The 21,301-nt window shown below is 39.2% G+C and carries 22 protein-coding genes; 20 read left to right on the forward strand and 2 right to left on the reverse strand.

From position 1 onward, the window contains the following. Positions 1-20: 20 nt before the first annotated feature. Positions 21-803, forward strand: a complete 783-nt coding sequence (locus BFP77_RS07380; protein WP_099573504.1) for a patatin-like phospholipase family protein — start codon at positions 21-23, stop codon at positions 801-803. A 148-nt stretch (positions 804-951) separates the two neighbouring features. Here BFP77_RS07380 and BFP77_RS07385 read toward each other — a convergent pair whose 3' ends face one another. Continuing rightward, positions 952-1,998, reverse strand: a complete 1,047-nt coding sequence (locus BFP77_RS07385; RefSeq protein ID WP_099573394.1) for a ferredoxin--NADP reductase — start codon at positions 1,996-1,998, stop codon at positions 952-954. A 139-nt stretch (positions 1,999-2,137) separates the two neighbouring features. Between BFP77_RS07385 and BFP77_RS07390 the strand changes: the two genes are divergently transcribed. The 12 genes from BFP77_RS07390 (at position 2,138) to atpG (ending at position 13,568) form a co-directional block, all read left to right on the forward strand. Beyond that, positions 2,138-3,607, forward strand: coding sequence for a DUF5687 family protein (locus tag BFP77_RS07390; protein WP_099573395.1), 1,470 nt, complete (start codon positions 2,138-2,140; stop codon positions 3,605-3,607). Positions 3,608-3,791: 184 nt separating this feature from the next. After that, positions 3,792-4,487, forward strand: coding sequence for an ABC transporter ATP-binding protein (locus BFP77_RS07395; protein WP_099573396.1), 696 nt, complete (start codon positions 3,792-3,794; stop codon positions 4,485-4,487). Between the two features lie 311 nt (positions 4,488-4,798). Beyond that, positions 4,799-7,354 (forward strand): type IX secretion system periplasmic lipoprotein PorW/SprE, encoded by a 2,556-nt coding sequence (porW, locus tag BFP77_RS07400; protein WP_099573397.1) that lies wholly within the window; start codon positions 4,799-4,801, stop codon positions 7,352-7,354. Between the two features lie 4 nt (positions 7,355-7,358). Further along, positions 7,359-7,805 carry a bactofilin family protein gene (locus BFP77_RS07405; RefSeq protein ID WP_099573398.1) on the forward strand — a complete coding sequence of 149 codons (447 nt, stop codon included), beginning with the start codon at positions 7,359-7,361 and terminating at the stop codon, positions 7,803-7,805. After that, positions 7,783-8,010, forward strand: a complete 228-nt coding sequence (locus tag BFP77_RS07410) for an AtpZ/AtpI family protein (protein WP_099573399.1) — start codon at positions 7,783-7,785, stop codon at positions 8,008-8,010. Before BFP77_RS07405 ends, BFP77_RS07410 begins: the two co-directional genes overlap by 23 nt. Beyond that, entirely contained in the window at positions 8,007-8,402 is a 396-nt protein-coding gene (locus BFP77_RS07415) for a DUF6168 family protein (RefSeq protein WP_099573400.1), read from the forward strand. Before BFP77_RS07410 ends, BFP77_RS07415 begins: the two co-directional genes overlap by 4 nt. A gap of 106 nt (positions 8,403-8,508) precedes the next feature. Continuing rightward, positions 8,509-9,642, forward strand: a complete 1,134-nt coding sequence (atpB, locus tag BFP77_RS07420; protein WP_099573401.1) for a F0F1 ATP synthase subunit A — start codon at positions 8,509-8,511, stop codon at positions 9,640-9,642. Positions 9,643-9,675: 33 nt separating this feature from the next. Continuing rightward, positions 9,676-9,867 (forward strand): ATP synthase F0 subunit C, encoded by a 192-nt coding sequence (gene atpE / locus BFP77_RS07425; protein WP_164721464.1) that lies wholly within the window; start codon positions 9,676-9,678, stop codon positions 9,865-9,867. Between the two features lie 80 nt (positions 9,868-9,947). Further along, positions 9,948-10,448, forward strand: coding sequence for a F0F1 ATP synthase subunit B (locus BFP77_RS07430; protein WP_099573403.1), 501 nt, complete (start codon positions 9,948-9,950; stop codon positions 10,446-10,448). A 2-nt stretch (positions 10,449-10,450) separates the two neighbouring features. After that, positions 10,451-10,990: an ATP synthase F1 subunit delta gene (gene atpH, locus BFP77_RS07435; RefSeq protein ID WP_099573404.1), complete on the forward strand. Its 540-nt coding sequence runs from the start codon at positions 10,451-10,453 to the stop codon at positions 10,988-10,990. A 62-nt stretch (positions 10,991-11,052) separates the two neighbouring features. Continuing rightward, complete coding sequence (atpA, locus tag BFP77_RS07440; RefSeq protein ID WP_099573405.1) at positions 11,053-12,630, forward strand: F0F1 ATP synthase subunit alpha; 1,578 nt, start codon at positions 11,053-11,055, stop codon at positions 12,628-12,630. 77 nt (positions 12,631-12,707) lie between these two features. Then, the gene (gene atpG, locus BFP77_RS07445; protein WP_099573406.1) at positions 12,708-13,568 is read left to right on the forward strand and encodes an ATP synthase F1 subunit gamma; all 861 of its coding nucleotides are present in this window, start codon (positions 12,708-12,710) and stop codon (positions 13,566-13,568) included. Between the two features lie 129 nt (positions 13,569-13,697). Here atpG and BFP77_RS07450 read toward each other — a convergent pair whose 3' ends face one another. After that, positions 13,698-15,323 (reverse strand): sulfatase family protein, encoded by a 1,626-nt coding sequence (locus BFP77_RS07450; protein ID WP_099573505.1) that lies wholly within the window; start codon positions 15,321-15,323, stop codon positions 13,698-13,700. Between the two features lie 110 nt (positions 15,324-15,433). On the opposite strand from BFP77_RS07450, the gene BFP77_RS07455 reads away from it, so the two are divergent. The 7 genes from BFP77_RS07455 (at position 15,434) to dut (ending at position 21,269) form a co-directional block, all read left to right on the forward strand. Continuing rightward, the gene (locus BFP77_RS07455) at positions 15,434-16,669 is read left to right on the forward strand and encodes a TCR/Tet family MFS transporter (protein ID WP_099573407.1); all 1,236 of its coding nucleotides are present in this window, start codon (positions 15,434-15,436) and stop codon (positions 16,667-16,669) included. A gap of 227 nt (positions 16,670-16,896) precedes the next feature. Continuing rightward, positions 16,897-17,742: an alpha/beta fold hydrolase gene (locus BFP77_RS07460; RefSeq protein WP_099573408.1), complete on the forward strand. Its 846-nt coding sequence runs from the start codon at positions 16,897-16,899 to the stop codon at positions 17,740-17,742. Next, the gene (locus BFP77_RS07465; protein ID WP_099573409.1) at positions 17,742-18,236 is read left to right on the forward strand and encodes an RNA polymerase sigma factor; all 495 of its coding nucleotides are present in this window, start codon (positions 17,742-17,744) and stop codon (positions 18,234-18,236) included. The genes BFP77_RS07460 and BFP77_RS07465 overlap by 1 nt, the downstream gene beginning before the upstream one ends. Next, positions 18,229-18,783 (forward strand): hypothetical protein, encoded by a 555-nt coding sequence (locus tag BFP77_RS07470; protein WP_099573410.1) that lies wholly within the window; start codon positions 18,229-18,231, stop codon positions 18,781-18,783. Before BFP77_RS07465 ends, BFP77_RS07470 begins: the two co-directional genes overlap by 8 nt. 102 nt (positions 18,784-18,885) lie before the next feature. Beyond that, positions 18,886-19,263, forward strand: a complete 378-nt coding sequence (locus BFP77_RS07475) for a hypothetical protein (protein ID WP_099573411.1) — start codon at positions 18,886-18,888, stop codon at positions 19,261-19,263. A 114-nt stretch (positions 19,264-19,377) separates the two neighbouring features. After that, a complete protein-coding gene (locus BFP77_RS07480; RefSeq protein WP_099573412.1) occupies positions 19,378-20,838 on the forward strand; it encodes a lipopolysaccharide biosynthesis protein in 1,461 nt (486 codons plus the stop codon). After that, on the forward strand, positions 20,835-21,269 hold the full coding sequence (gene dut, locus BFP77_RS07485) for a dUTP diphosphatase (protein ID WP_099573413.1): 435 nt from the start codon (positions 20,835-20,837) through the stop codon (positions 21,267-21,269). Before BFP77_RS07480 ends, dut begins: the two co-directional genes overlap by 4 nt. The last annotated feature ends 32 nt before the right edge of the window (positions 21,270-21,301 follow it).

Consider the following 21,301-nt stretch of genomic DNA (forward strand, 5'->3'; position numbering starts at 1 on the left):
TTTTTTATACCAAAACCCTAATGAAAGTTCCACAATTTGAAAATAAGTCGATAGGCCTTGTCCTTTCCGGTGGCGGTGTTCGCGGTATGGCTCACATTGGCGTTATCAAAGCCATGGAAGAGTTTGGTCTGGAGGCCAAAATCGTTGCCGGCAGTAGTGTTGGGGCCTTAATCGGGGCTTTGTACGCGAACGGAAATTCGGTTTTGGATATGATGCGTTTTTTTAAGGAGACCCCTCTTTTTAAATACAACTTTTTTGCACTGGCCAAACCGGGATTAATAGATACGGAGCGTTACGTCAATATTTTCAAAGCCTATTTTCCGCATGATAGTTTTGAAGGTCTTCAGAGGGAACTCCATGTCGTGGCTACGAATTTGGAACAAGGGGAGGAAGAGTTCATAACATCGGGCAAACTTATAAAACCTTTATTGGCCTCAGCGGCCCTGCCCCCTGTTTTTAGCCCTGTGACGTATAAAGGAATGCTATATGCGGATGGTGGAATTATGAACAACTTTCCGTCCGAACCCTTGGTGAAGAAAGTAGATTGCGTGATCGGAAGTAATGTTTCCATCGTTTCTAAATTACAGAAAAAGGATTTGAACAATTCTATTCAATTAACCGGTAGGGTTACGGGATTGATGGTCTACGCGATCAATAGGGCCAAAATAGATAAGTGCGACTTAGTATTCGAACCACAAGAACTAGAACACATTGGAATTCTAGATAGAAAAGGCTTAGAAAAAGCCTATGCCATTGGTTATGAAACTGCCGTTAGGGAGTTTGAAAAGAGCCGCGTCCTCTAGCTTCCCCTAAGGGAAAGAATCCGAACTCGGATGGTTGGTTTCTCGTTTCTGATTTCAACTCTGGTAAAAAAAGCATTAATGTGCTGTCTAATCCACAGCAGATACCCCTTTGGGGAATAGGCTCGTGCTGAGCGCAGTCGAAGTAGGGCTACACATCATCATAATCCACCGTTAGGGTAGGTGTCGTAGGATGTGCTTGGCAGGTTAGGATAAAGCCATCCGCTATTTCACCATCGGTCAGGATTTGATTTTTAACCATTTCTGCCTTACCCTCCTTTACTTTAGCGATACAACTACTACAAACTCCACCTTGACAGGAATACGGGGCATCGATGTTTTCTTTTAACACGGCATCCAAGACCAAAGTGCTCTTATCCATGGTGATTTCAAATTCCTCATCATCAACAATGACCTTGACCGTGGATTTTCCGTCCGGTGCTACGGGCAGCTCTTCTTTTATTTCTGTTGAGGTGAACAGTTCAAAGTGAATCTTGTCTTTTGTAACCTCATTTTCTACCAAGGTGTCGGTTACCAAATGGATCATTTGTTCCGGACCACATAGGTAATAGCCATCAAAATCTAGGTCTTTATGTTTATTCTTTAAAGCGTAGTTTACGGTAGAAGTGTCTATGCGGCCAAATAGGGCCTTATCTTCCTTAGCCTGACTATTGGTAAAGTAAACAAAAAACCTATTGGTATAATCCAGTTCCAGTTTTACTAAATCCGTATAGAACATAGTCTCTTCATAAGACTTATTGCCATATACAAGCACAAATTTGTTTGCCGGATTACTATCTAATACCGTTTTTACGATGCTCATGATAGGGGTAATACCGCTACCAGCAGCAAACGCAGCAATGTTTTTAACTTCGGAGGATTTGAAGGTGAAACGACCCTCTGGCGGCATCACTTCTAGCACATCGCCAACCTGTAGTTTGGTATTGGCGTAGTCGGAAAAACCACCACGGTCCACTTTTTTTATACCAATGGTAATATCCTCTTTTCTTGGGGAAGAACTTATAGAGTATGCCCTGCGGAGTTCTTTTCCCTTTATTTCTTTCTTTATAGTAATGTACTGTCCTGCGGTAAATGCAAACGATCGAATAAGTTCCTTTGGAATAGCAAAAGTCACCGCTACCGAGCTAGGGGTTAATTTCTTTATCGACTTTACCGTAAGGGCATGAAAATCTGCCATAATCTGTTCTTCTTTCAGTGGAAGGCAAAATTACGAATTGGAAGAGCGATAAAAAATTGCATTTTGAAAAAAATTGACTTCCTTGTAACAAAATTCATTTTTCTATTACCAATGAACAGAATATCATAAACCAACCTTTATGTTTAAAAAATTTGCTGCACTACAATGGAAGTCATTTTTTCGTTCTTCCAATTTCGGGAAGAGCCTTGGCTTAAAAATAGTAATGGGCTTTTTTGGTTTTATCATGCTCCTTTATCTCATTGGTGCCGGCGGAGGAATGTATTTTATTCTACGTAAAATATTTCCGGATCAGAACCCGATGTGGATTATAAGCCAATATTTTATCTACTGGATTCTTATTGAGCTTTTTCTGCGTTATTTCATGCAAAAATTACCGGTAATGGACATTAAACCCTTTTTAACAACGCCGGTTAAGAAAAGTTCTATCGCACATTATATTCTAGGACGGTCAGGGGCCTCTATTTATAACCTATTATCCCTTTTCTTTTTTGTGCCTTTCGCCATTGTTTTGCTCATTCAAGGATATCCCGCCTTGAATGTGGTCCTATGGGTTATTGCCATTATGGCCATTGTATTGTGCGTTAACTACATTAACCTATTGATCAATAAGAATGATAAAGCCCTTATAGTTATCGTAGGTGCTTTGGTCGTTGGTTATGCCTTAGACTATTTTCAGATATTTTCGATCAAAGCATTTTTTGGGCCTATTTTTCATGCTTTGTATGCGTATCCCCTGACCGTATTGGTACCTGTGTTATTAGCGGCACTCATCTATTACATCAATTTTAAATTTTTAAACACTAAAATATATTTGGATGCCAGTTTAAAGGCTAAAAGTACGGTAGCCAACACAAGCGATTTGGCTTGGACTAAAAAGTTTGGGGAGTTGGGCACTTTTTTGCAGTTAGATTTAAAGATGATATGGAGAAATAAAAGAACAAAATCACAAGTGTTCATCTCCTTGCTCTTTGTTTTTTACGGGCTCATATTCTACACACAGGATATTTATGCGGATATGATGCCTATGAAGGCATTTTTAGGCGTATTTATGACCGGTATTTTCCTTAGTAATTTTGGGCAGTTCATTCCAGCGTGGGACAGCAGTTATTATTCCATGATGATGTCTCAAAATATTCCATTACGAAAATATTTGGAGTCTAAAGCAATGTTGATTTCCGTTAGTGTGGTGGTGATGTTCTTACTTACCATACCCTACGTTTACTTTGGTTGGGAGGCTCTGGCTATTAACTTGGCCTGCGCATTGTACAATCTTGGAGTAAATATACCGGCCATTTTATTTTTTGGCTCCTTTAACAAAAAGCGCATCGAATTGGATCAGAGTCCGTTCGGGAATATGCAGGGCACCAGTGCAACGCAGTTTTTGGTGATGCTCCCAGTGTTAGTAGTTCCTATAGTACTATTCTCTATTTTTTACTATGCTATTTCCTTTGAGGCCGCGGTGATTGTTTTATCCGTACTGGGTATTATTGGTTTTGCCATGAAGAACTATTTATTGAATTTGGTGACCGAGCAATATAGAAAAAAGAAGTACGGGATGATTGCCGGATTTAAAGAGAAAGCTAGTTGATTTTAAGAGACAGGAGACAGGAGACAGGAGACAGGAGACAGGAGACAGGAGACAGGAGACAGGAGACAGGAGACAGGAGACAGGAGATAAGATACAGCAGGTGGGCCATTGGCCAACGACTTAAATACGATAGAACAAGCATAACCCTACAACGGATAATAAGCAAGCAAAAACTAATGACTTTATGATAACAACAGAAAACTTAACAAAAAAGTACGGGAAACAGACTGTTCTAAACATTGATCATCTACAAATTCCAAAGGGTCAAAGTTTTGGCCTTGTCGGAAACAATGGTGCCGGTAAGACTACTTTTTTTAGTTTGCTTCTGGATTTAATTCAGCCAACATCGGGACATATATTAAATAATGAGGTACAGGTAAACACTAGTGAGGATTGGAAACCATTTACCTCTTCCTTTATTGATGAAACATTCTTAATCGGATATTTAACTCCGGAAGAATATTTTTATTTTATCGGAGATCTTAGGGGAGCCAATAAGGCAGATGTTGATGCCTTGCTAGCGCAGTTTGATGATTTTTTTCACGGCGAAATACTTGGACAAAAGAAATATCTAAGAGATTTGTCCAAAGGGAATCAGAAGAAGGCGGGTATAGTGGCCTCTTTTATTGGAAACCCTGAAGTCGTAATTTTAGATGAACCTTTCGCAAACTTGGACCCCACCACCCAAATACGCTTAAAAAGCATTATTAAAGACCTTGCGGCAAAGGATAATGTTACTATTTTGGTTTCCAGCCATGATTTAATTCATGTTACGGAAGTCTGTGAACGCATCGTTGTTTTAAACAAAGGAGAAGTGGTCAAAGATATTCAGACCTCTGCGGAAACATTAAAGGAGCTAGAGGCATTTTTTGCTGGGTAATCTCAAATGAAGGTTTCGAAACTGCATTTGATCGATTAGAATAGGAAAATAGTAAAACCGACTATCTAGTCGCTTTTTTAATTTCCCAAATATTGCTCCTATTATCAAATTGCCGTTTTATAGGGAAAATCATCGATAGATTGAACCCATGTCGTGAATTGAACACTTCAATATATCACTAAGAGACCAACTAGTTTGTTTTAATACATCTTAAAGAACCAATCTAACACAAAAAATTTATCCTTTTGTCGATGAACTGCATAATAATATGGCCGTTTTTAAGTTAACCATACATACGTATACACTTAATTTTGAAGCTTCAACATCAATTTATATCCGCTGTACTTTTAGGGACACTGCTCTTTAGTGGCTGTTCCACAAAAAAAGACGCCTTCCTCAATAGAAATTGGCATGCCTTAAACACCAAATATAATACGCTGTACAACGGTAATATTGCCTTTGAGGAAGGTAGAAACACCCTTAACGATACCTATCGCGACGACTATTGGGAAATTCTGCCCATTGAACGGCTAGAGGTTTCCGGTGAGGTAAAATTAGATTCGGAGGACAATAACCCCAACTTCATCATTGCTGAGGAAAAAGCCACAAAGGCCATACAACGCCATAGCATGGATATCAAAGACCGTGAGCGTAACCCTCAGACAGATGAAGCATTCCTGCTATTAGGAAAAGCACGGTATTTTGATGAACGGTATATCCCTGCGCTTGAATCGTTTAATTATATTTTAAAAAAATACACGGAAAGCGACAAACTTAACGAGGCCACAATATGGCGCGAGAAAGTAAATATCCGCCTACAGAACGAGGAATTGGCCATTAAGAATCTAAAGCGTCTGGAGAAGTTCGAGACACTTAAAGACCAAGAATATGCAGATGCCCGCTCCATGTTGGCCCAGGCCTATATTAATCTCAACGCTCCGGATACGGCCATACAGCATTTAAAAGTAGCATCGTACTACACTAAGAAGAATCCGGAAAAGGGCAGGTACTACTACATCATTGGTCAGCTTTACAATCAATTGGGCTATAAGGATAGTGCCAACTACGCTTTTGATAAGGTTATTGAGCTGAACAGGAAATCACCGCGGGTGTATATGATCAATGCAGAAATCCAAAAAATACGGAATACGGAGATTACCGCTGAAAATCAACAGGAGGTTTTGGAATACTTAACCGATTTGGAAGAGAACCGGGAAAACAGACCGTTTTTAGACAAGATTTTTAGACAGGTGGCCGAGTTTCATTTGGAGCAAGGTTCCGATAGTCTGGCTATTGTTTATTTCAATAAGTCGTTACGAGCTACTCAAAACCAACCTAAATTAAATGCCTTGAACTATGAGAACCTAGGGGCCTATAATTTTGACCAGAATGAATATAAGATTGCGGGCGCGTATTATGATAGCGTGCTGACCAATCTTGACGAAAACACAAGAAAATACAGGGCCATCAAGAAGAAATTGGACAACCTGGAAGACGTTATAAAATACGAGGATATTGTGCAATACACGGATAGTGTCATCACAGTTTTTGAATTGCCCATAGATGATAGAATAGCTTATTTTGAAGACCATATTGCAGCATTAAAAGCAGCCAAAGAAGCCGCGCAGAAAAAAGAAAAGGATAAGATTACCGAAGGCTTCGCAGCTTTCTCCAAAAGTAAAGGAGGTAAGGAGAACAAAGGGAAATTCTACTTCTATAACATCACTAGTTTAGGATACGGACAGAACGATTTTAAGAATAAATGGGGTAATCGGGAACTAGCGGATGATTGGCGTTGGTCTAACAAAACAGTTTCAAATAATACAACTACTAACGATAATACCGTTGCAGGTGTTCCGGTTGCAGAGGCTGAGGTTTCTGAGGACGAAAATTTTTCTTTGGACTATTACATGGATAAAGTGCCTACGGAAATAGCTGTTGTGGATAGCCTTAGGGCAGAACGAAACTTTGCTAATTACCAATTGGGACTTATCTATAAAGAGAAATTCAAAGAGAACATTCTGGCCGTTGGAAAGTTGGAGAGCGTTCTGGCATCCAATCCGGAAGAACGCTTGATCCTTCCTTCCAAGTACAACCTGTATAAAATTTATGAGGAAGAGGGTAGTGCTTTGCAGGCAGAAATGAAGGCGGACATTATCGCTAACCATGGCGATTCTAGATATGCGGAAATACTATTAAACCCGCAGGCGGTACTATCGGATGCGTCGGACAGCCCAGAAAAGCGTTATGAAGGTCTGTTCAAGCTATACCAACAGCAAGATTTTCTAAAGGTCATTACCGCCACGGAGGAGAACATCAACCGTTTTACCGGAGATCCCATCGTGCCTAAGTTTGAAATGCTAAAGGCCAACGCAATAGGCAGGCTACAAGGTTTCGAGGATTTTAAGGAGGCCTTGAACTATGTTGCGTTAACGTATCCCAACAATCCAGAAGGAAAAAAAGCGGAACAAATGATAGCCGAACAACTTCCTAAGTTAGAACCGAAAGACTTTTCTCCGGAAACGGACTCCAAGGGTACGGCCAACTGGAAAGTTATTTTCCCTTTCAAGAGAAGTAATAACGAGAAGGCCTTGAAATTAATGAAGATTTTAGAAAAATCGATAGCAGATTTAAGATATAAGAATATCGTTTCAAAGGATATTTACAATTTGGAAGACCAATTTGTAGTTGTGCATGGCTTTAAGAACAAGGACTTTGCGCTCGGTTATGCAGAGCTATTAAAAAACAATAAGGATTATAAGGTGGCTGATGAGAATTTTGTAATTTTATCTGATAACTACAAGATTATTCAAGTACACAAAAATTTAGAAGCTTACAGAAATACACTTTTAACCCCAAAACCATGAACACATGTTTTCAGATAAACAAAAACCTAGCGCTATGAACGAAATAGGAGGACAACCCAATAGAATTGAAAAGAACACTAAAATAAAAGGAGACATCGTTTCCGAAGCAGATTTTAGGATAGACGGCAAATTAGACGGTAACGTAAAAACCTCCGGAAAAGTGGTCATCGGTAAAGATGGCTATATCCACGGAAAAGTAGAATGTGTAAATGCAGATATTGAAGGAAGTTTCAACGGTGAACTTTTAGTCTCTAATCTGCTTTCTTTAAAATCTTCTGCGGTCATAGAAGGAACCGTAACTGTTAGTAAGCTAGCTGTAGAACCTGGCGCCACCTTCAACGCTTCATGTAGCATGAAAGGTAAAGGAGGTATAGGCTCACCTTCTGGAAGCTTTAAGTCTTCCATGAGCGGTAACTCTAGCAATAAAAATGAACCAGCAAAAGCCTCCTAAGAAAAACAACCTTAAAAATATCGCAGTACTGTCCGGTATTGCTTTTGAAATGGGAGCTATAATATTTTTGGCGGCCAAAGGAGGTATTTGGTTGGATGAATATTACGGAAATGAAAAAAGAATTTGCACAGCGATTGCCACACTTCTAGGTGTGGCAATTTCTCTTTGGGTAGTACTGAAGCAACTTAAAAATATAAAATATTGAAGACGCGACTATACCCCATCGTCCAATTTCTTCTCTTTCTAAGCGCCCTTTTGACCTTTTCCTTTTTAATCCATACGTATGTATGGGCAGCTATGGGATTGCCTAAATACGGCAATCTTATCGTGAAGTCGTACCTGGTAAACGCCTTTTTAGCAGCGGCCATTTACATTTTACTCTACATATTTCAAAAACGGCTAAAGAATCAAATAGGCTTTTTGTTTATGGGAGGTAGTTTTTTAAAGTTCATATTTTTCTTCATTATTTTTTATCCCGTTTATAGTGCCGATGATACTATGGACAAAGTGGAGTTTTCCGCGTTTTTCGTGCCCTATGCGGTATCCCTGATTATTGAGACGGTTTTTATGGCTAAAATGCTCAAAAAAATGGATTAAAGCGTTCTTGACTTCTTACTTGCAAATAAAGTCTCATTTGCTTTTTTCTTTTTGCCATAATGACGTACATTTGCACCGATTTTTAGAGACCGATATTTTGAGCAATATGCGAAAAACATTTTTTTTCAAAGTTCTAGTAGCCATAGCTTTACTTCTAAGCTCCAATATTTTTGCCTTCGAGACCAAAGAGTCTACCGATGAGCCAAAGCAGGACCTAAAAACGGAGATAAAGGAATATATTCAGCATCACCTTCAGGATTCACATGATTTTTCATTGTATTCTTATACCGATGAAAGTGGCGAACATCACTATGTTGGTGCTCCGCTTCCCGTTATTTTATGGGATAACGGTCTTAAAGTTTTCTCTTCATCAAAATTCCATCATGGTGAAACACTCGCCGAGGTAGACGGCAACTACTATAAGTTATACCATAGTAAAATTTACAAGACAGATGCAAACGGTACAATAACGTATGATGAAGATCAGCATCCAACAAACGTAAAGCCAATAGATTTTTCTATAACCAAGAGTGTGGTAATGATACTTATTACGTGTTTATTAATGTTTTGGTTGTTCACAAGTCTGGCAAAATCCTATGCAAAGAATGGCAGTGTACCAACGGGTGTCGGAAGGTTTTTCGAACCTATTGTCATTTATATCAGGGACGATATCGCCAAGCCAAATATTGGTGAAAAGAAATATGCAAAGTACATGCCTTATTTACTTACCGTTTTCTTTTTTATATGGTTCTTGAACATTTTTGGACTTACTCCGCTAGGAGTTAACGTCACAGGAAACATTGCCGTGACGGTGGCTTTGGCTCTTATTACATTTTTATTGACCAATCTAACCGGAACAAAAGATTATTGGAAGCACATTTTTGACCCATTAGGAGATACCATGCCGTGGTACGGTAAAATCCTTATTTATATTATCCTTGTGCCAATTGAGGTTTTAGGAATTTTCATTAAGCCATTTGCTTTGTTGATACGTTTGTATGCGAATATGCAGGCAGGACATATCGTTTTAATGAGCTTAATAGGGTTAATGTTTATTTTCAAGAGTTGGTTAGGAAGTCCCTTATCATTTGGGTTGGCGTTTGCAATATCGCTTATTGAAATATTAGTAGCTGTATTACAAGCATATATTTTCACTATGCTATCGGCTTTGTATTTTGGTTTTGCTGCAGAAGAGCATGACCATGGGCATGATGATGAGCCAGAGTTGGCACATTTATAGAATTGAATTTTTAATTTTTAAACTAGATATATTATGGAAATTCCAGCAATTGTAGGTGCAGGTTTAGCGGTTATCGGAGTAGGTATGGGAATTGGTAGAATCGGTGGTTCTGCCATGGATGCTATCGCTCGTCAGCCAGAAGCTTATGGTAAGATTCAAACAGCTATGCTGATCGCAGCAGCACTTATTGAAGGGATTGGTTTCGCTGCAATTTTTGCATCCTAACAAATCTAAAGTTCATTGACCGTAACGGTTGGTTGCGGTCAGTGTTTCTTAAAAATTAAAACACATAGAACTTATTTATCATGGAAAAATTATTGAACGAATTTTCTTTAGGCTTGTTTTTTTGGCAAACATTACTGTTTGTAGGCTTATTGTTGTTGTTGCGTAAATTTGCGTGGAAACCCATACTTAATGCGGTTAATGAACGTGAGAACGGTATAAAAGATGCATTGGCAGCCGCTGAGAACGCTAAGAAAGAAATGCAGAACGTAACGGCGGATAGTGAAAATCTTTTAAAAGAGGCTCGTGCAGAACGGGAAGCTTTGCTGAAGGAGGCGCGTGAAATAAGAGAGAAGATGGTTGCAGATTCCAAGGAACAGGCAAAGATTGAAGGTGATAAAATGATACAGCAAGCCAAGGCAACCATTGAGAGCGAAAAGAAAGCTGCTGTAGCCGATATAAAGACTCAAGTAGCCGAACTTTCAGTTTCTATTGCGGAGAAGGTAATCAAATCGGAATTATCAGGTAAGGACAAGCAGTTGAAGCTAGTAGATGAAATGTTGGGCGATATCAAATTGAATTAAGAATGAGCGAATCTAGAGCAGCCATACGTTATGCAAAAGCAATCTTGGATTTGGCAGTAGACAATAAAGCTACTGATTCCGTTGAAAAAGATATGCGTGCAGTTGTGGCGACAGTTTCTGAAAGTAAGGAGTTAAGAGATATGTTGGCTAGTCCGGTTATTTCCAGTACGTCTAAAAAAGAAGCCCTTCATAAAATTTTTAAGGGAAGTAATGCCATTTCAGAAGGTTTAATTACAATGTTAGTGGATAATAAACGGGTGACTATGCTAAACGAGGTTGCCTTAAAATACATTATCCTTAATGAACAACTAAAAGGAAAAGATGTAGCCTTCGTTACTACTGCAGTTCCTATGAACGCTACTTTGGAAAAGAAAATCTTAAAGCAAGTGACCTCTATTACCGGAAAAGAAGTGACTATCGAAAATAAAGTTGATGAAAGTATCATCGGCGGGTTCGTATTACGTGTTGGAGATTTGCAGTATGATGCTAGTATCGCGAACAAACTGAATAATATTAAAAGAGAATTTACAAACAGTTTATAAATAACTTTTATTAGGCGCTAACGTTTTACGTTTTACGTCTTTTATCTTATATATATAAAAACATGGCAGGAGTAAAAGCCGCTGAAGTTTCAGCAATTTTAAAACAACAATTATCAGGTTTTGATGCAACCGCTACTTTAGATGAAGTAGGAACCGTATTGCAAGTAGGTGATGGTATCGCCAGAGTCTACGGTTTGGCAAATGCACAATATGGTGAATTAGTTGAATTCGAAGGTGGTTTGGAAGGAATCGTTCTAAACTTGGAAGAAGATAATGTTGGGGTTGTACTATTGGGTCCATCCAAAGCTATTGGGGAAGGAGCTACCGTAAAACGTACCCAACGTATCGCATCTATCAATGTTGGGGAAGGAATTGTTGGCCGTGTGGTAAACACATTAGGAACTCCTATCGATGGTAAAGGACCTATTTCCGGTAAAACATATGAAATGCCACTGGAGCGTAAGGCACCAGGGGTTATTTTCCGTGAACCAGTAACAGAGCCATTGCAGTCAGGTATCAAGGCAATTGACGCCATGATTCCTGTAGGTAGAGGACAAAGAGAATTGGTTATTGGTGACCGCCAGACCGGTAAGACTACGGTTTGTATCGATACCATTTTGAACCAAAAAGAATTTTACGATGCAGGGGAACCGGTTTATTGTATTTATGTGGCAATTGGCCAAAAAGCATCTACCGTTGCTGGGATTGCCCAAGTATTGGAGGACAAAGGTGCAATGGCGTATACAACTATTGTAGCTGCTAACGCTTCTGACCCAGCGCCAATGCAGGTTTATGCTCCTTTTGCAGGGGCCTCTATTGGAGAATATTTCAGGGATACAGGTCGTCCTGCATTGATTATATATGATGATTTATCCAAACAGGCAGTTGCTTACCGTGAAGTTTCTTTGTTGTTAAGAAGACCACCGGGACGTGAGGCTTATCCTGGGGATGTTTTCTACCTGCACTCTAGATTATTGGAGCGTGCCGCAAAAGTCATCAACAATGATGCGATTGCCAAGGAGATGAACGATTTACCAGACGTGCTTAAACCAATTGTAAAAGGTGGTGGTTCATTAACCGCACTTCCTATTATTGAAACGCAGGCGGGTGACGTATCAGCTTATATTCCAACTAACGTTATTTCAATTACGGACGGACAGATATTCTTGGAGCAAGATTTATTCAACCAAGGTGTGCGTCCGGCTATTAACGTAGGTATTTCCGTATCACGTGTTGGAGGTAATGCTCAGATTAAATCCATGAAAAAGGTAGCAGGTACATTAAAACTAGATCAAGCTCAGTTCCGTGAACTGGAAGCTTTTGCAAAGTTTGGTTCTGATTTGGATGCCGCTACACTGAACGTCATCGAAAAAGGACGTAGAAATGTTGAAATCCTTAAGCAAGCACAGAACGATCCATTTACCGTAGAAGACCAAGTTGCTATTATCTATGCAGGTTCCAAAAACTTACTTAGAGACGTACCTGTTGAAAAGGTAAAAGAATTTGAGCGAGATTTCATAGAGTTCTTAAACGCTAAACACAGAGATGTTTTAGATACGTTAAAAGCAGGGAAACTTACAGATGAGGTAACTGAGATTTTGACCGCTGTTTGTAAAGATTTGTCTGCAAAATATAACTAGTCAATTGAAATAAGTACTAAGTAGTCAGTATTAAGAACCGAATAAGTCCTAATTACTAATGACTAAATACTAGAAAAATGGCCAATTTAAAGGAGATACGTAATAGGATAGCATCAGTTTCATCAACTATGCAGATTACCAGTGCCATGAAAATGGTTTCTGCTGCAAAATTGAAAAAAGCGCAAGATGCCATTACGGCCATGAGACCTTATGCGGATAAGCTTACGGAATTATTACAAAGCCTAAGTGCAAGTCTGGACGCTGATTCCGGAAGTAAGTTTTCTGATAATCGCTCCGTGAACAAGGTATTAGTGGTAGGTATTACGTCAAACAGAGGATTGTGTGGCGCTTTTAATACCAATATACTTAAACAATGTTCATACTTGGCAGAGGAAGCGTATGCGGGCAAACAAGTAGATTTTGTTGCTATTGGAAAGAAAGCTAACGACTTTTTAGGCAAGAATTATACTGTTATTGCAAACCACAGCGATATATATGACGACCTAACCTTTGATTGCAGCGCTGCTATTGCCGAAAGCTTAATGGAGCAATTCACAAATGGTTCTTATGACCGTATTGAAATTGTTTACAATAAGTTTAAAAATGCCGCAACCCAGATTATCATGACAGAGCAATTTTTACCAATTGTTCCTATTGAAGGAGAGGAGAACGCAAGTGCGGATTATATTTTTGAACCATCCAAAGAGGAAATCGTAGAACAATTGATTCCAAAGTCCTTAAAGACACAATTATATAAGGGAATAAGAGATTCTTTTGCCAGTGAACATGGTGCGCGTATGACAGCAATGCACAAAGCGACCGATAATGCCACCGAGCTCAGAGACCAATTAAAACTTACCTACAATAAGGCAAGACAGGCTGCAATTACAAATGAAATTTTGGAAATCGTTGGTGGAGCCGAAGCGTTGAATAACTAAACGCAGAAAATTCAGTATATTTTCATTAAAATTGTTGACTAGGCAAGAATGTCTCCAACAGTACTAAAGAAAATAAAACCTCACAGAAATGTGAGGTTTTTTGCTTTTATTACTATTTAAAGTGGGCACTTACTTCATATTGCGCTCCAAGTCTAAATCAATATATTTTTGATTAAGTTCATCCGAGTCTCCGTAGTGTTTACGTAAATCTTCTAACTTCAACTTTAGTTCTGCAACTATGTTGGCGTACGCAGGATCGGTATAAACATTGTTTATTTCATTTGGGTCTTTCTTGCGGTCATATAACTCCCACTCATCAACATCGTAATAAAAATGGACTAATTTATAATCAATGGTAACGATACCATAATGCCTTTTTACCTGATGTACTGCGGGATATTCGTAATAATGGTAGTATACGGCATCTCTGGTCCAATTGGCATCATTAGAGGTCAATAGGGGCATTAAACTTTCACCCTGCATATCATTTGGAGCTTCAATTTGTGCCGCTTCTAACATGGTCTGGGCAAAGTCAAGGTTTTGTACCATTTCCTCATTGGTAATACCGGGCTTTATTTTATTAGGCCGCCGAATGAGCAGAGGTGTTTTAAAGGACGCATCGTATATAAATCGCTTATCGAACCAGCCGTGTTCGCCTAAATAAAAGCCCTGATCAGAGGTATAGATAACCATTGTATTATCCGATAGTCCATTGGCATCCAAATAATCCAACACTCTTCCCACATTGTCGTCTACTGAAGAAATACAGGCCAAATAATCTTGCATGTACCTTTGGTATTTCCAACGCATTTTCTCCTCATCGTTCATTTGGGGCCAATTGGTTTCAAAGTCCTTATTGATTTTATCTAAAATTGGCTCGTACAACGCTTTTTGGGCATCTGTGGCTCTATTGGTATAGGGGTTGTCAAAGCCACCTTCAAATTCTGGGACAACAGGTTCTGGTTGCAACTTTTCGGTAAGTCCAGGGCGGATTTTACTATCGTGATTGTACATCATATGACGCAGTAGATTCATTTCTGCGGTTTTCGCAGCTGTACCTCTATTACTGTAATCGTCGAACAATGTTGTAGGCTCTGGAAATGTTTTGCCATAAAATTCTTCAAACTTTTCTGGACTGGGCCACCACGGTCGATGTGGTGCTTTGTGCAGGTACATGAGCATAAAGGGTTTTTCGGGATTTCTTTTCTTATCTAACCAGTTTAAGGTAATATCGGTTATGATATCGGTAACGTAACCCGTAATGGTAGTGTCACCATGGGGAGTATTAAAATCGGGATTGATATAATTACCTTGGCCGGGTAAGATCATGAAATCATCTACCCCTTTTGGATTATTGCCAAAATGTAGTTTTCCAAACATGGCGGTTTCGTAACCTGCCTTTTGGAAGATTTGGGGAAACGTTACCTGCGTGGTATCAAAAGGTCGTCGATTATCTGTCTTTCCGTTTATATGATTGTGTTTGCCCGTAAGAATTGTTGCTCTAGACGGGGCACAGATGGAGTTCGTAACGCTGGCATTGGTAAACTTGATACCTCCTTTTGCAATTCTATCAATATTGGGGGTCTCAATTAGTCTGGAACTGTAGGCACTAATGGCTTGGTTAGCATGGTCATCTGACATGATGAAAATAATGTTCGGTTTTTCGGCCACCTTTTTTTCAACTTCTTTGTGTTGACATGAAACAGTCAGTAGTAAGGCTAGAAGATGTACTGTCGTAAAGTGTAGTTTTTTCATCTTTTGTTTTTTAAAAGAATAGGTGTTCAAGTGGAATATACTAAAAATTGTAACCTTTCATCTTCAGATTCCTTTCTAGGATTATTTTTTTGCCGATTTTTGCCCTATCCATGAAATCAAAGAAAACGGCACTACTCTTTATTTTTATCACCATTCTTGTAGACGTTATAGGCATAGGAATAATTCTGCCCATAATTCCGGATTTGATAATGGAATTAACAGGTGAGGGTACCGCCATGGCCGTTATCTACGGGATGTGGCTAACTACCGCTTTTGCTGGAATGCAATTTTTGTTCTCACCCGTTCTTGGGGAAATTTCCGATAGATTCGGAAGACGGCCTATTCTTTTAATAGCACTTTTAGGATTAAGTATAGACTATGTAATACATGCCTGGGCGCCCACTATTACTTGGTTATTTCTAGGAAGGTTCCTTGCGGGAATTACCGGCGCAAGTTTCACAGTTGCATCGGCTTACATTGCAGATATCAGTACCAAGGAAGAAAAGGCCAAGAATTTTGGTCTCATCGGGGCAGCTTTTGGATTGGGATTTATCATTGGACCTGGAATTGGCGGTTTTTTTGGAGAATTAGACATTAGGCTGCCTTTCCATATTGCAGCGGGACTAACCTTTTCGAATTTTCTTTTTGGATGGTTTTTTGTTCCAGAATCGTTAACGCTAGAGAATAGAAGGTCCATAAATGTATTAAAGATGATTCCTGGGGTTTCCTTAGTGAGTCTTCGGAACTATAAAGGGGTGCTACTTTTAATATTTGCTTTCTTCCTAGCAAATCTTGCAGGCCAGGCACTACCTTCTACATGGTCGTATTATGGTATTGAACGATATGACTGGAGCCCGAGGGAAATAGGGATTTCTCTCATGGTAGTTGGGCTTCTGGTAGCTATAGCCCAAGGATTTTTAGTGGGAGTACTTGTGAAAAAATTTGGGAAAAGAACCGTTGTTATATCAGGTTTCCTGTTATGGACAGTTGGGATGTTTCTCTTCTCTCTAGCGTCCGAACCTTGGATGTTGTACGCCTTTTTAATTCCGTATGCTCTGGGAGGTGTCGCCGGACCTACCGTTCAAGGAGTTATATCCAATCAAGTTTCTGAAAAGGAGCAGGGCAATCTACAGGGAGCCATTACAGGCCTAATAAGTGTAACGGCCATATTGGGTCAACTGATTTTCTCGCCTGTTTTCTATTATTTCATTCGTTCTGAAAGCGATATTTATTATCCGGGAGCTTCTTATACCTTAGCTGCCTTTTTCTTGTTCATTGCCTTTTTATTTGCCTCTTTAGCCATGAAACGCATAAACCTCTCGGACGAAATAACTGAAGTAGCTTAGTATTCTCCTTCAACTACATCGGTTTTAAAGCGGGTCGTTTACTCGATAATCAAGATTTACTATGCCCCGATGCCGGCTTTGAAATAATTGTTGGTTTTGCCTCAAATGTCTCATGGGCTTGACCCGAAGTTATTTACCGAATAAAGTTTTTTTGATTTCTGGACATTTTAAATGTAACATTTCTAAGAATTGTCATCTAAAGGGAAAATCATTTAAAAATATATATTGTGAAAACAATTCGAAGAATACTCACGTTAAGCATTTTACTGATCACATTATGCAGTACCGCACAGCAATACCCTTTTGAAGTAGCGGTAAAAGGTAAAGGTCTGCCTATATTACTTTTCCCAGGATTCACGTGCACAGGAGAAGTGTGGGAAGCTACGGTGGCAGCACTTTCTAAAGATTACGAATGCCATGTTTTTACCTTTGCTGGCTTTGGAGAGGTTCCTGCAGTTGAAAAACCTTGGTTCCCAAAAATAAAGGAAGGCGTAGAAAGTTATATTAAAAATCAAAATCTTAAAAATGTAGTTGTTCTGGGGCATAGTCTCGGCGGAACCTTAGGCCTTTGGTTGGCTACCGAAAATGAGCACGCCCTTTCAAAACTAATTATTATAGATGCACTACCTGCGACCGGGGCGCTTATGATATCTAACTATGACAGTGAAGCCCTCGCCTACGAAAGTGCTTGGAACAAACAAATGCTTTCCATGGAGGCTGGGGCATTTGAAGCCATGGCAGAGCAAATGGCTTCCGGAATGACCCTAAATAAGGAGAAAAAGGCCCTAGTCAAGAATTGGATGCTAAAGGCAGATAGGGAAACCTATGTTTATGGGTATACCGATTTATTAAAGCTCGATTTAAGAGCCGATATTGCCAAAATAAATATTCCGGTCACCATTTTGGCCGCAACGGAACCCTACGGCCTAGAAATGGCCAAAAGCACCTACGCTAAACAATACGCTAATCTGGAAGACTATAATCTAGAATTTGCGGAAGGAACTGCACATTTTGTCATGTATGACAATCCTAGTTGGTTTCAAGAAAAATTGTTTCATAGCTTAGAGAACTAATGACCCCATCAGAAGAAAGATATAAGGAAATTTATAGGGATAATTACCCTAAGGTGATGCGGTTGTGTATGGGATACGTTTCTGGAGACCAGGCCTTGGCGAAAGATGTAGCGCAGGATGTATTCATTAAAATTTGGGAGAACTTGGAACAGTTCCGTAATGAAAGTGGTATTGGAAGCTGGATTTATAGAATCACAGTAAATACCTGCCTTACGCAACTCAGGAAGCAGAAAAAGCATCGAATTAACTACGATATAAAGGATATTCCTGAACGCCATGAGGCCTATTCGGGAGAGGAAAAGCATCAAATGTTAGTGCAGTTATATGGATGTATCAATACCTTATCTGAAACCAACAAGGCCATTATTTTATTGGAGCTCGAGGGTTTGCCACAAAAAGAGATTTCTGAAATCATAGGAATAAAACACGAAGCAATCCGCACACGAATACATCGGATCAAAAGTCAATTAACAAAATGCGTAAACAATGAATAATTTTGAGAAGTTACAATCAAATTGGAAAAATCAGCCAGGGGCGGAAGCCACTGAGCAAGGATTTAAAGAGTTGTTACAAGGAATAAAAAGAGTAAAGGATAAGCAAAAAATTACGAATGTGATCCTTGCCATTACAGCGATAATATTAATAGTCTTTTTTATCTATATCTCCGGATATGAAAACAATCAAGTTATTTTAGGCCTGGCCCTAATGGTAGGTACACTGTTGATTCGTATGTTACTGGAAGTTTTAAGTATAAAACAACTAGGAAGATTGAATACCCTTTCAAATTACAACGACTATAAGAATGCCCTTATTAGTTATTATAAATGCAGGAAAAATGTTCATTTTATATGGACACCCGCAATTGTTCTGGGGTATGTTGTTGGGTTTCTAATACTCTTGCCACTTTTTAAAGCTAATTTGTCTTCTGGATTTTATACGTACATAATAATATCCGGTCTAGTATCATTAATTGTTTTGGGTATTTTCATTGCCAAGCAAATACAAAAAGAAATGCAAGAAATAAAGCGGTTGCAACAATAGTCTCTTTTAATCGTACTATTGGCATCACTTTTGGTTTTATGGTAAGTGACTGAAATTAACACATATTCACATATCTTTACAAAAACCAAATAAGAGATGTACATGGGACGTTTTAAATATATAATCTGCATTATGCTCTTGGGACTTTTTAGCTGTTCTTCACAAAAAAAATTACAAACGGAAATTCCGTTTGAATTAGGGAATGCGTCCTGCCAGGTATATAGTGGTGGTTTGGAAAGTAGTGGGAGCGGTATTGCGGTTAAAATTCCCGTTACTATAGATAATGCAAGTGATGTAGTAATGAAAGAAATTTTCTTCAGGGGAAAGCAAGCTCCAGTGACCATGGAACAAGTTGACGGCGCAAATTACGCTATGGCCAAAATACCGAATTCCAAAGGGGGGTCGGCTGAAACCATAGCTTTGAAATTAGGGGCTACCGATGCGGTTCTCAGTTATACCGAAAATGGAAAGTTAAAATAGACCAAGATAACAGGGATAAAAGAAAAACAACCCCTATTATACAAGGGGAAACCAAAAAACTAACTTTGTTTAACCACCGTAATTGGGTACTTTTGAGGCCTTAATGTTAGGTGTTTGAATCCGCTGAAAAAACTTTTTAAGCAAACAGCCATTTATGGCTTGGCAACCGTTTTACCTAGGATGCTGTCATTTTTGCTAGTGCCCATCTATACCTCCGTAATGCCTCCTGGTACTTACGGTGATGTCACCTTAATTTTTTCATGGTTCGCCATTTTCAATGTTTTCTTGGCCTATGGAATGGAAACTGCCTTTTTTCGCTTTTATAAGGAAGCGGAAAACAGGGCAAACGTGATATCCACCTCGCTACTCTCTTTAGGAGCTTCTACACTGTTGTTCGTTTTGGTTGGCCTCGTCTTTAAGGGAAGTATTGCCAGGGCACTGAATATAGATACGGAATACATGAATTTTGTGCTGGGTATCTTGGCTTTGGACGCTTTGGTAATTATACCATTTGCATTACTGAGGGCTAATGAAAAGCCCATGCGTTATGCAGTAATCAAAATTCTGAACGTAGCGATTAATTTAGGTCTCAATCTCTTTTTCTTAATTCTGCTGCCTAAAATAGCTAAGGGGGACACTTCGAGTATTTTCAGCGGAATCTACGTTCCAAATTTCGAAATTTCTTTTATCCTAGTCTCCAATCTTATTGCTAGCGCCATCACCTTGCTATTAATGCTGGGTGTTTATAAAAGACCTTCTTACCGCTTTGATACGAATTTGTGGCGAAGAATGCTCACCTATGCCATGCCGGTTATGGTGGCGGGTATTGCATTTACCATAAATGAGGTTTTTGACCGATATTTATTATCAGAATTGCTTCCGGCGGATATTGCTAAAAGTGAAATGGGGAAGTACTCTGCCTGCTATAAATTAGCGCTTTTCATGACCCTGTTCGCCACGGCTTTTAGAATGGGAATAGAGCCTTTTTTCTTTAGTCATTCCGAAACCAAAAATCCGCAGAAGGCCTATGCTCAGATTACAAATTATTTTGTGGTATTGGGAAGTATTATTCTATTGACGGTTGTCGTTTTTGCTGATGTTTTAAAGCGATTGATTGTGCTAGACGAATCCTATTGGGATGCCATGCCCATTGTGCCATTGATAGTACTGGCAAGTTTCTTCTTAGGTATTTATCACAATCTATCCGTATGGTACAAAATAACGGACAGAACAAAATACGGGGCTTATATTTCTATGATCGGTGCGGTGCTTACCATCATTATCAATTTTGTCTTTATTCCCTATTTTGGTTATATGGCTTCTGCGGTTGCTACACTGACGGCGTACGGAACAATGATGTTGTTGTCCTTTTATTTTGGACGCATGTATTATCCCATACCCTATAATTTCAGAAAAATTATCTTTTATTTAGGAATCTCCATCTTGTTTTCTATCCTATCATTTTACATTTTTGATAGAAACCTTTTCGTGGGAATAATCTTGTTGCTTATTTTCCTTGGCCTGACCTATAGACTGGAAGGAGAAAACCTCAAAAAAATAATCATAAAGAAATGAATATAAAAATCATTAATAAATCAGACCACGCTTTGCCACATTACGAAACCAATGCTTCGGCTGGTATGGATTTAAGAGCAAGTATTCAAGAACCCGTTGTTTTGAGACCTATGGAGCGCACAATTATAAAAACAGGCCTTTTTATGGAACTCCCAATCGGCTTTGAAGCACAAGTAAGACCTAGAAGTGGTTTGGCAGCTAAAAAGGGGATTACGGTATTGAATGCCCCTGGCACGATTGATGCTGACTATAGGGGCGAGGTCGGAGTAATCCTTATAAATCTTTCCAATGAGGCTTTTACCATTGAAAATGGAGAACGTATTGCACAAATGGTCATCGCAAAACATGAGCGTGCAACTTGGGAACAGGTAGAGGAATTGTCAAGTACGGTGAGAGGAGAAGGTGGTTTTGGTAGTACTGGAGTAAAGTAAAAGCCCCCTAACCCCCAAAGGGGTAATTTATG

Source organism: Maribacter sp. 4U21 (assembly GCF_002742365.1).
Lineage (GTDB): Bacteria > Bacteroidota > Bacteroidia > Flavobacteriales > Flavobacteriaceae > Maribacter.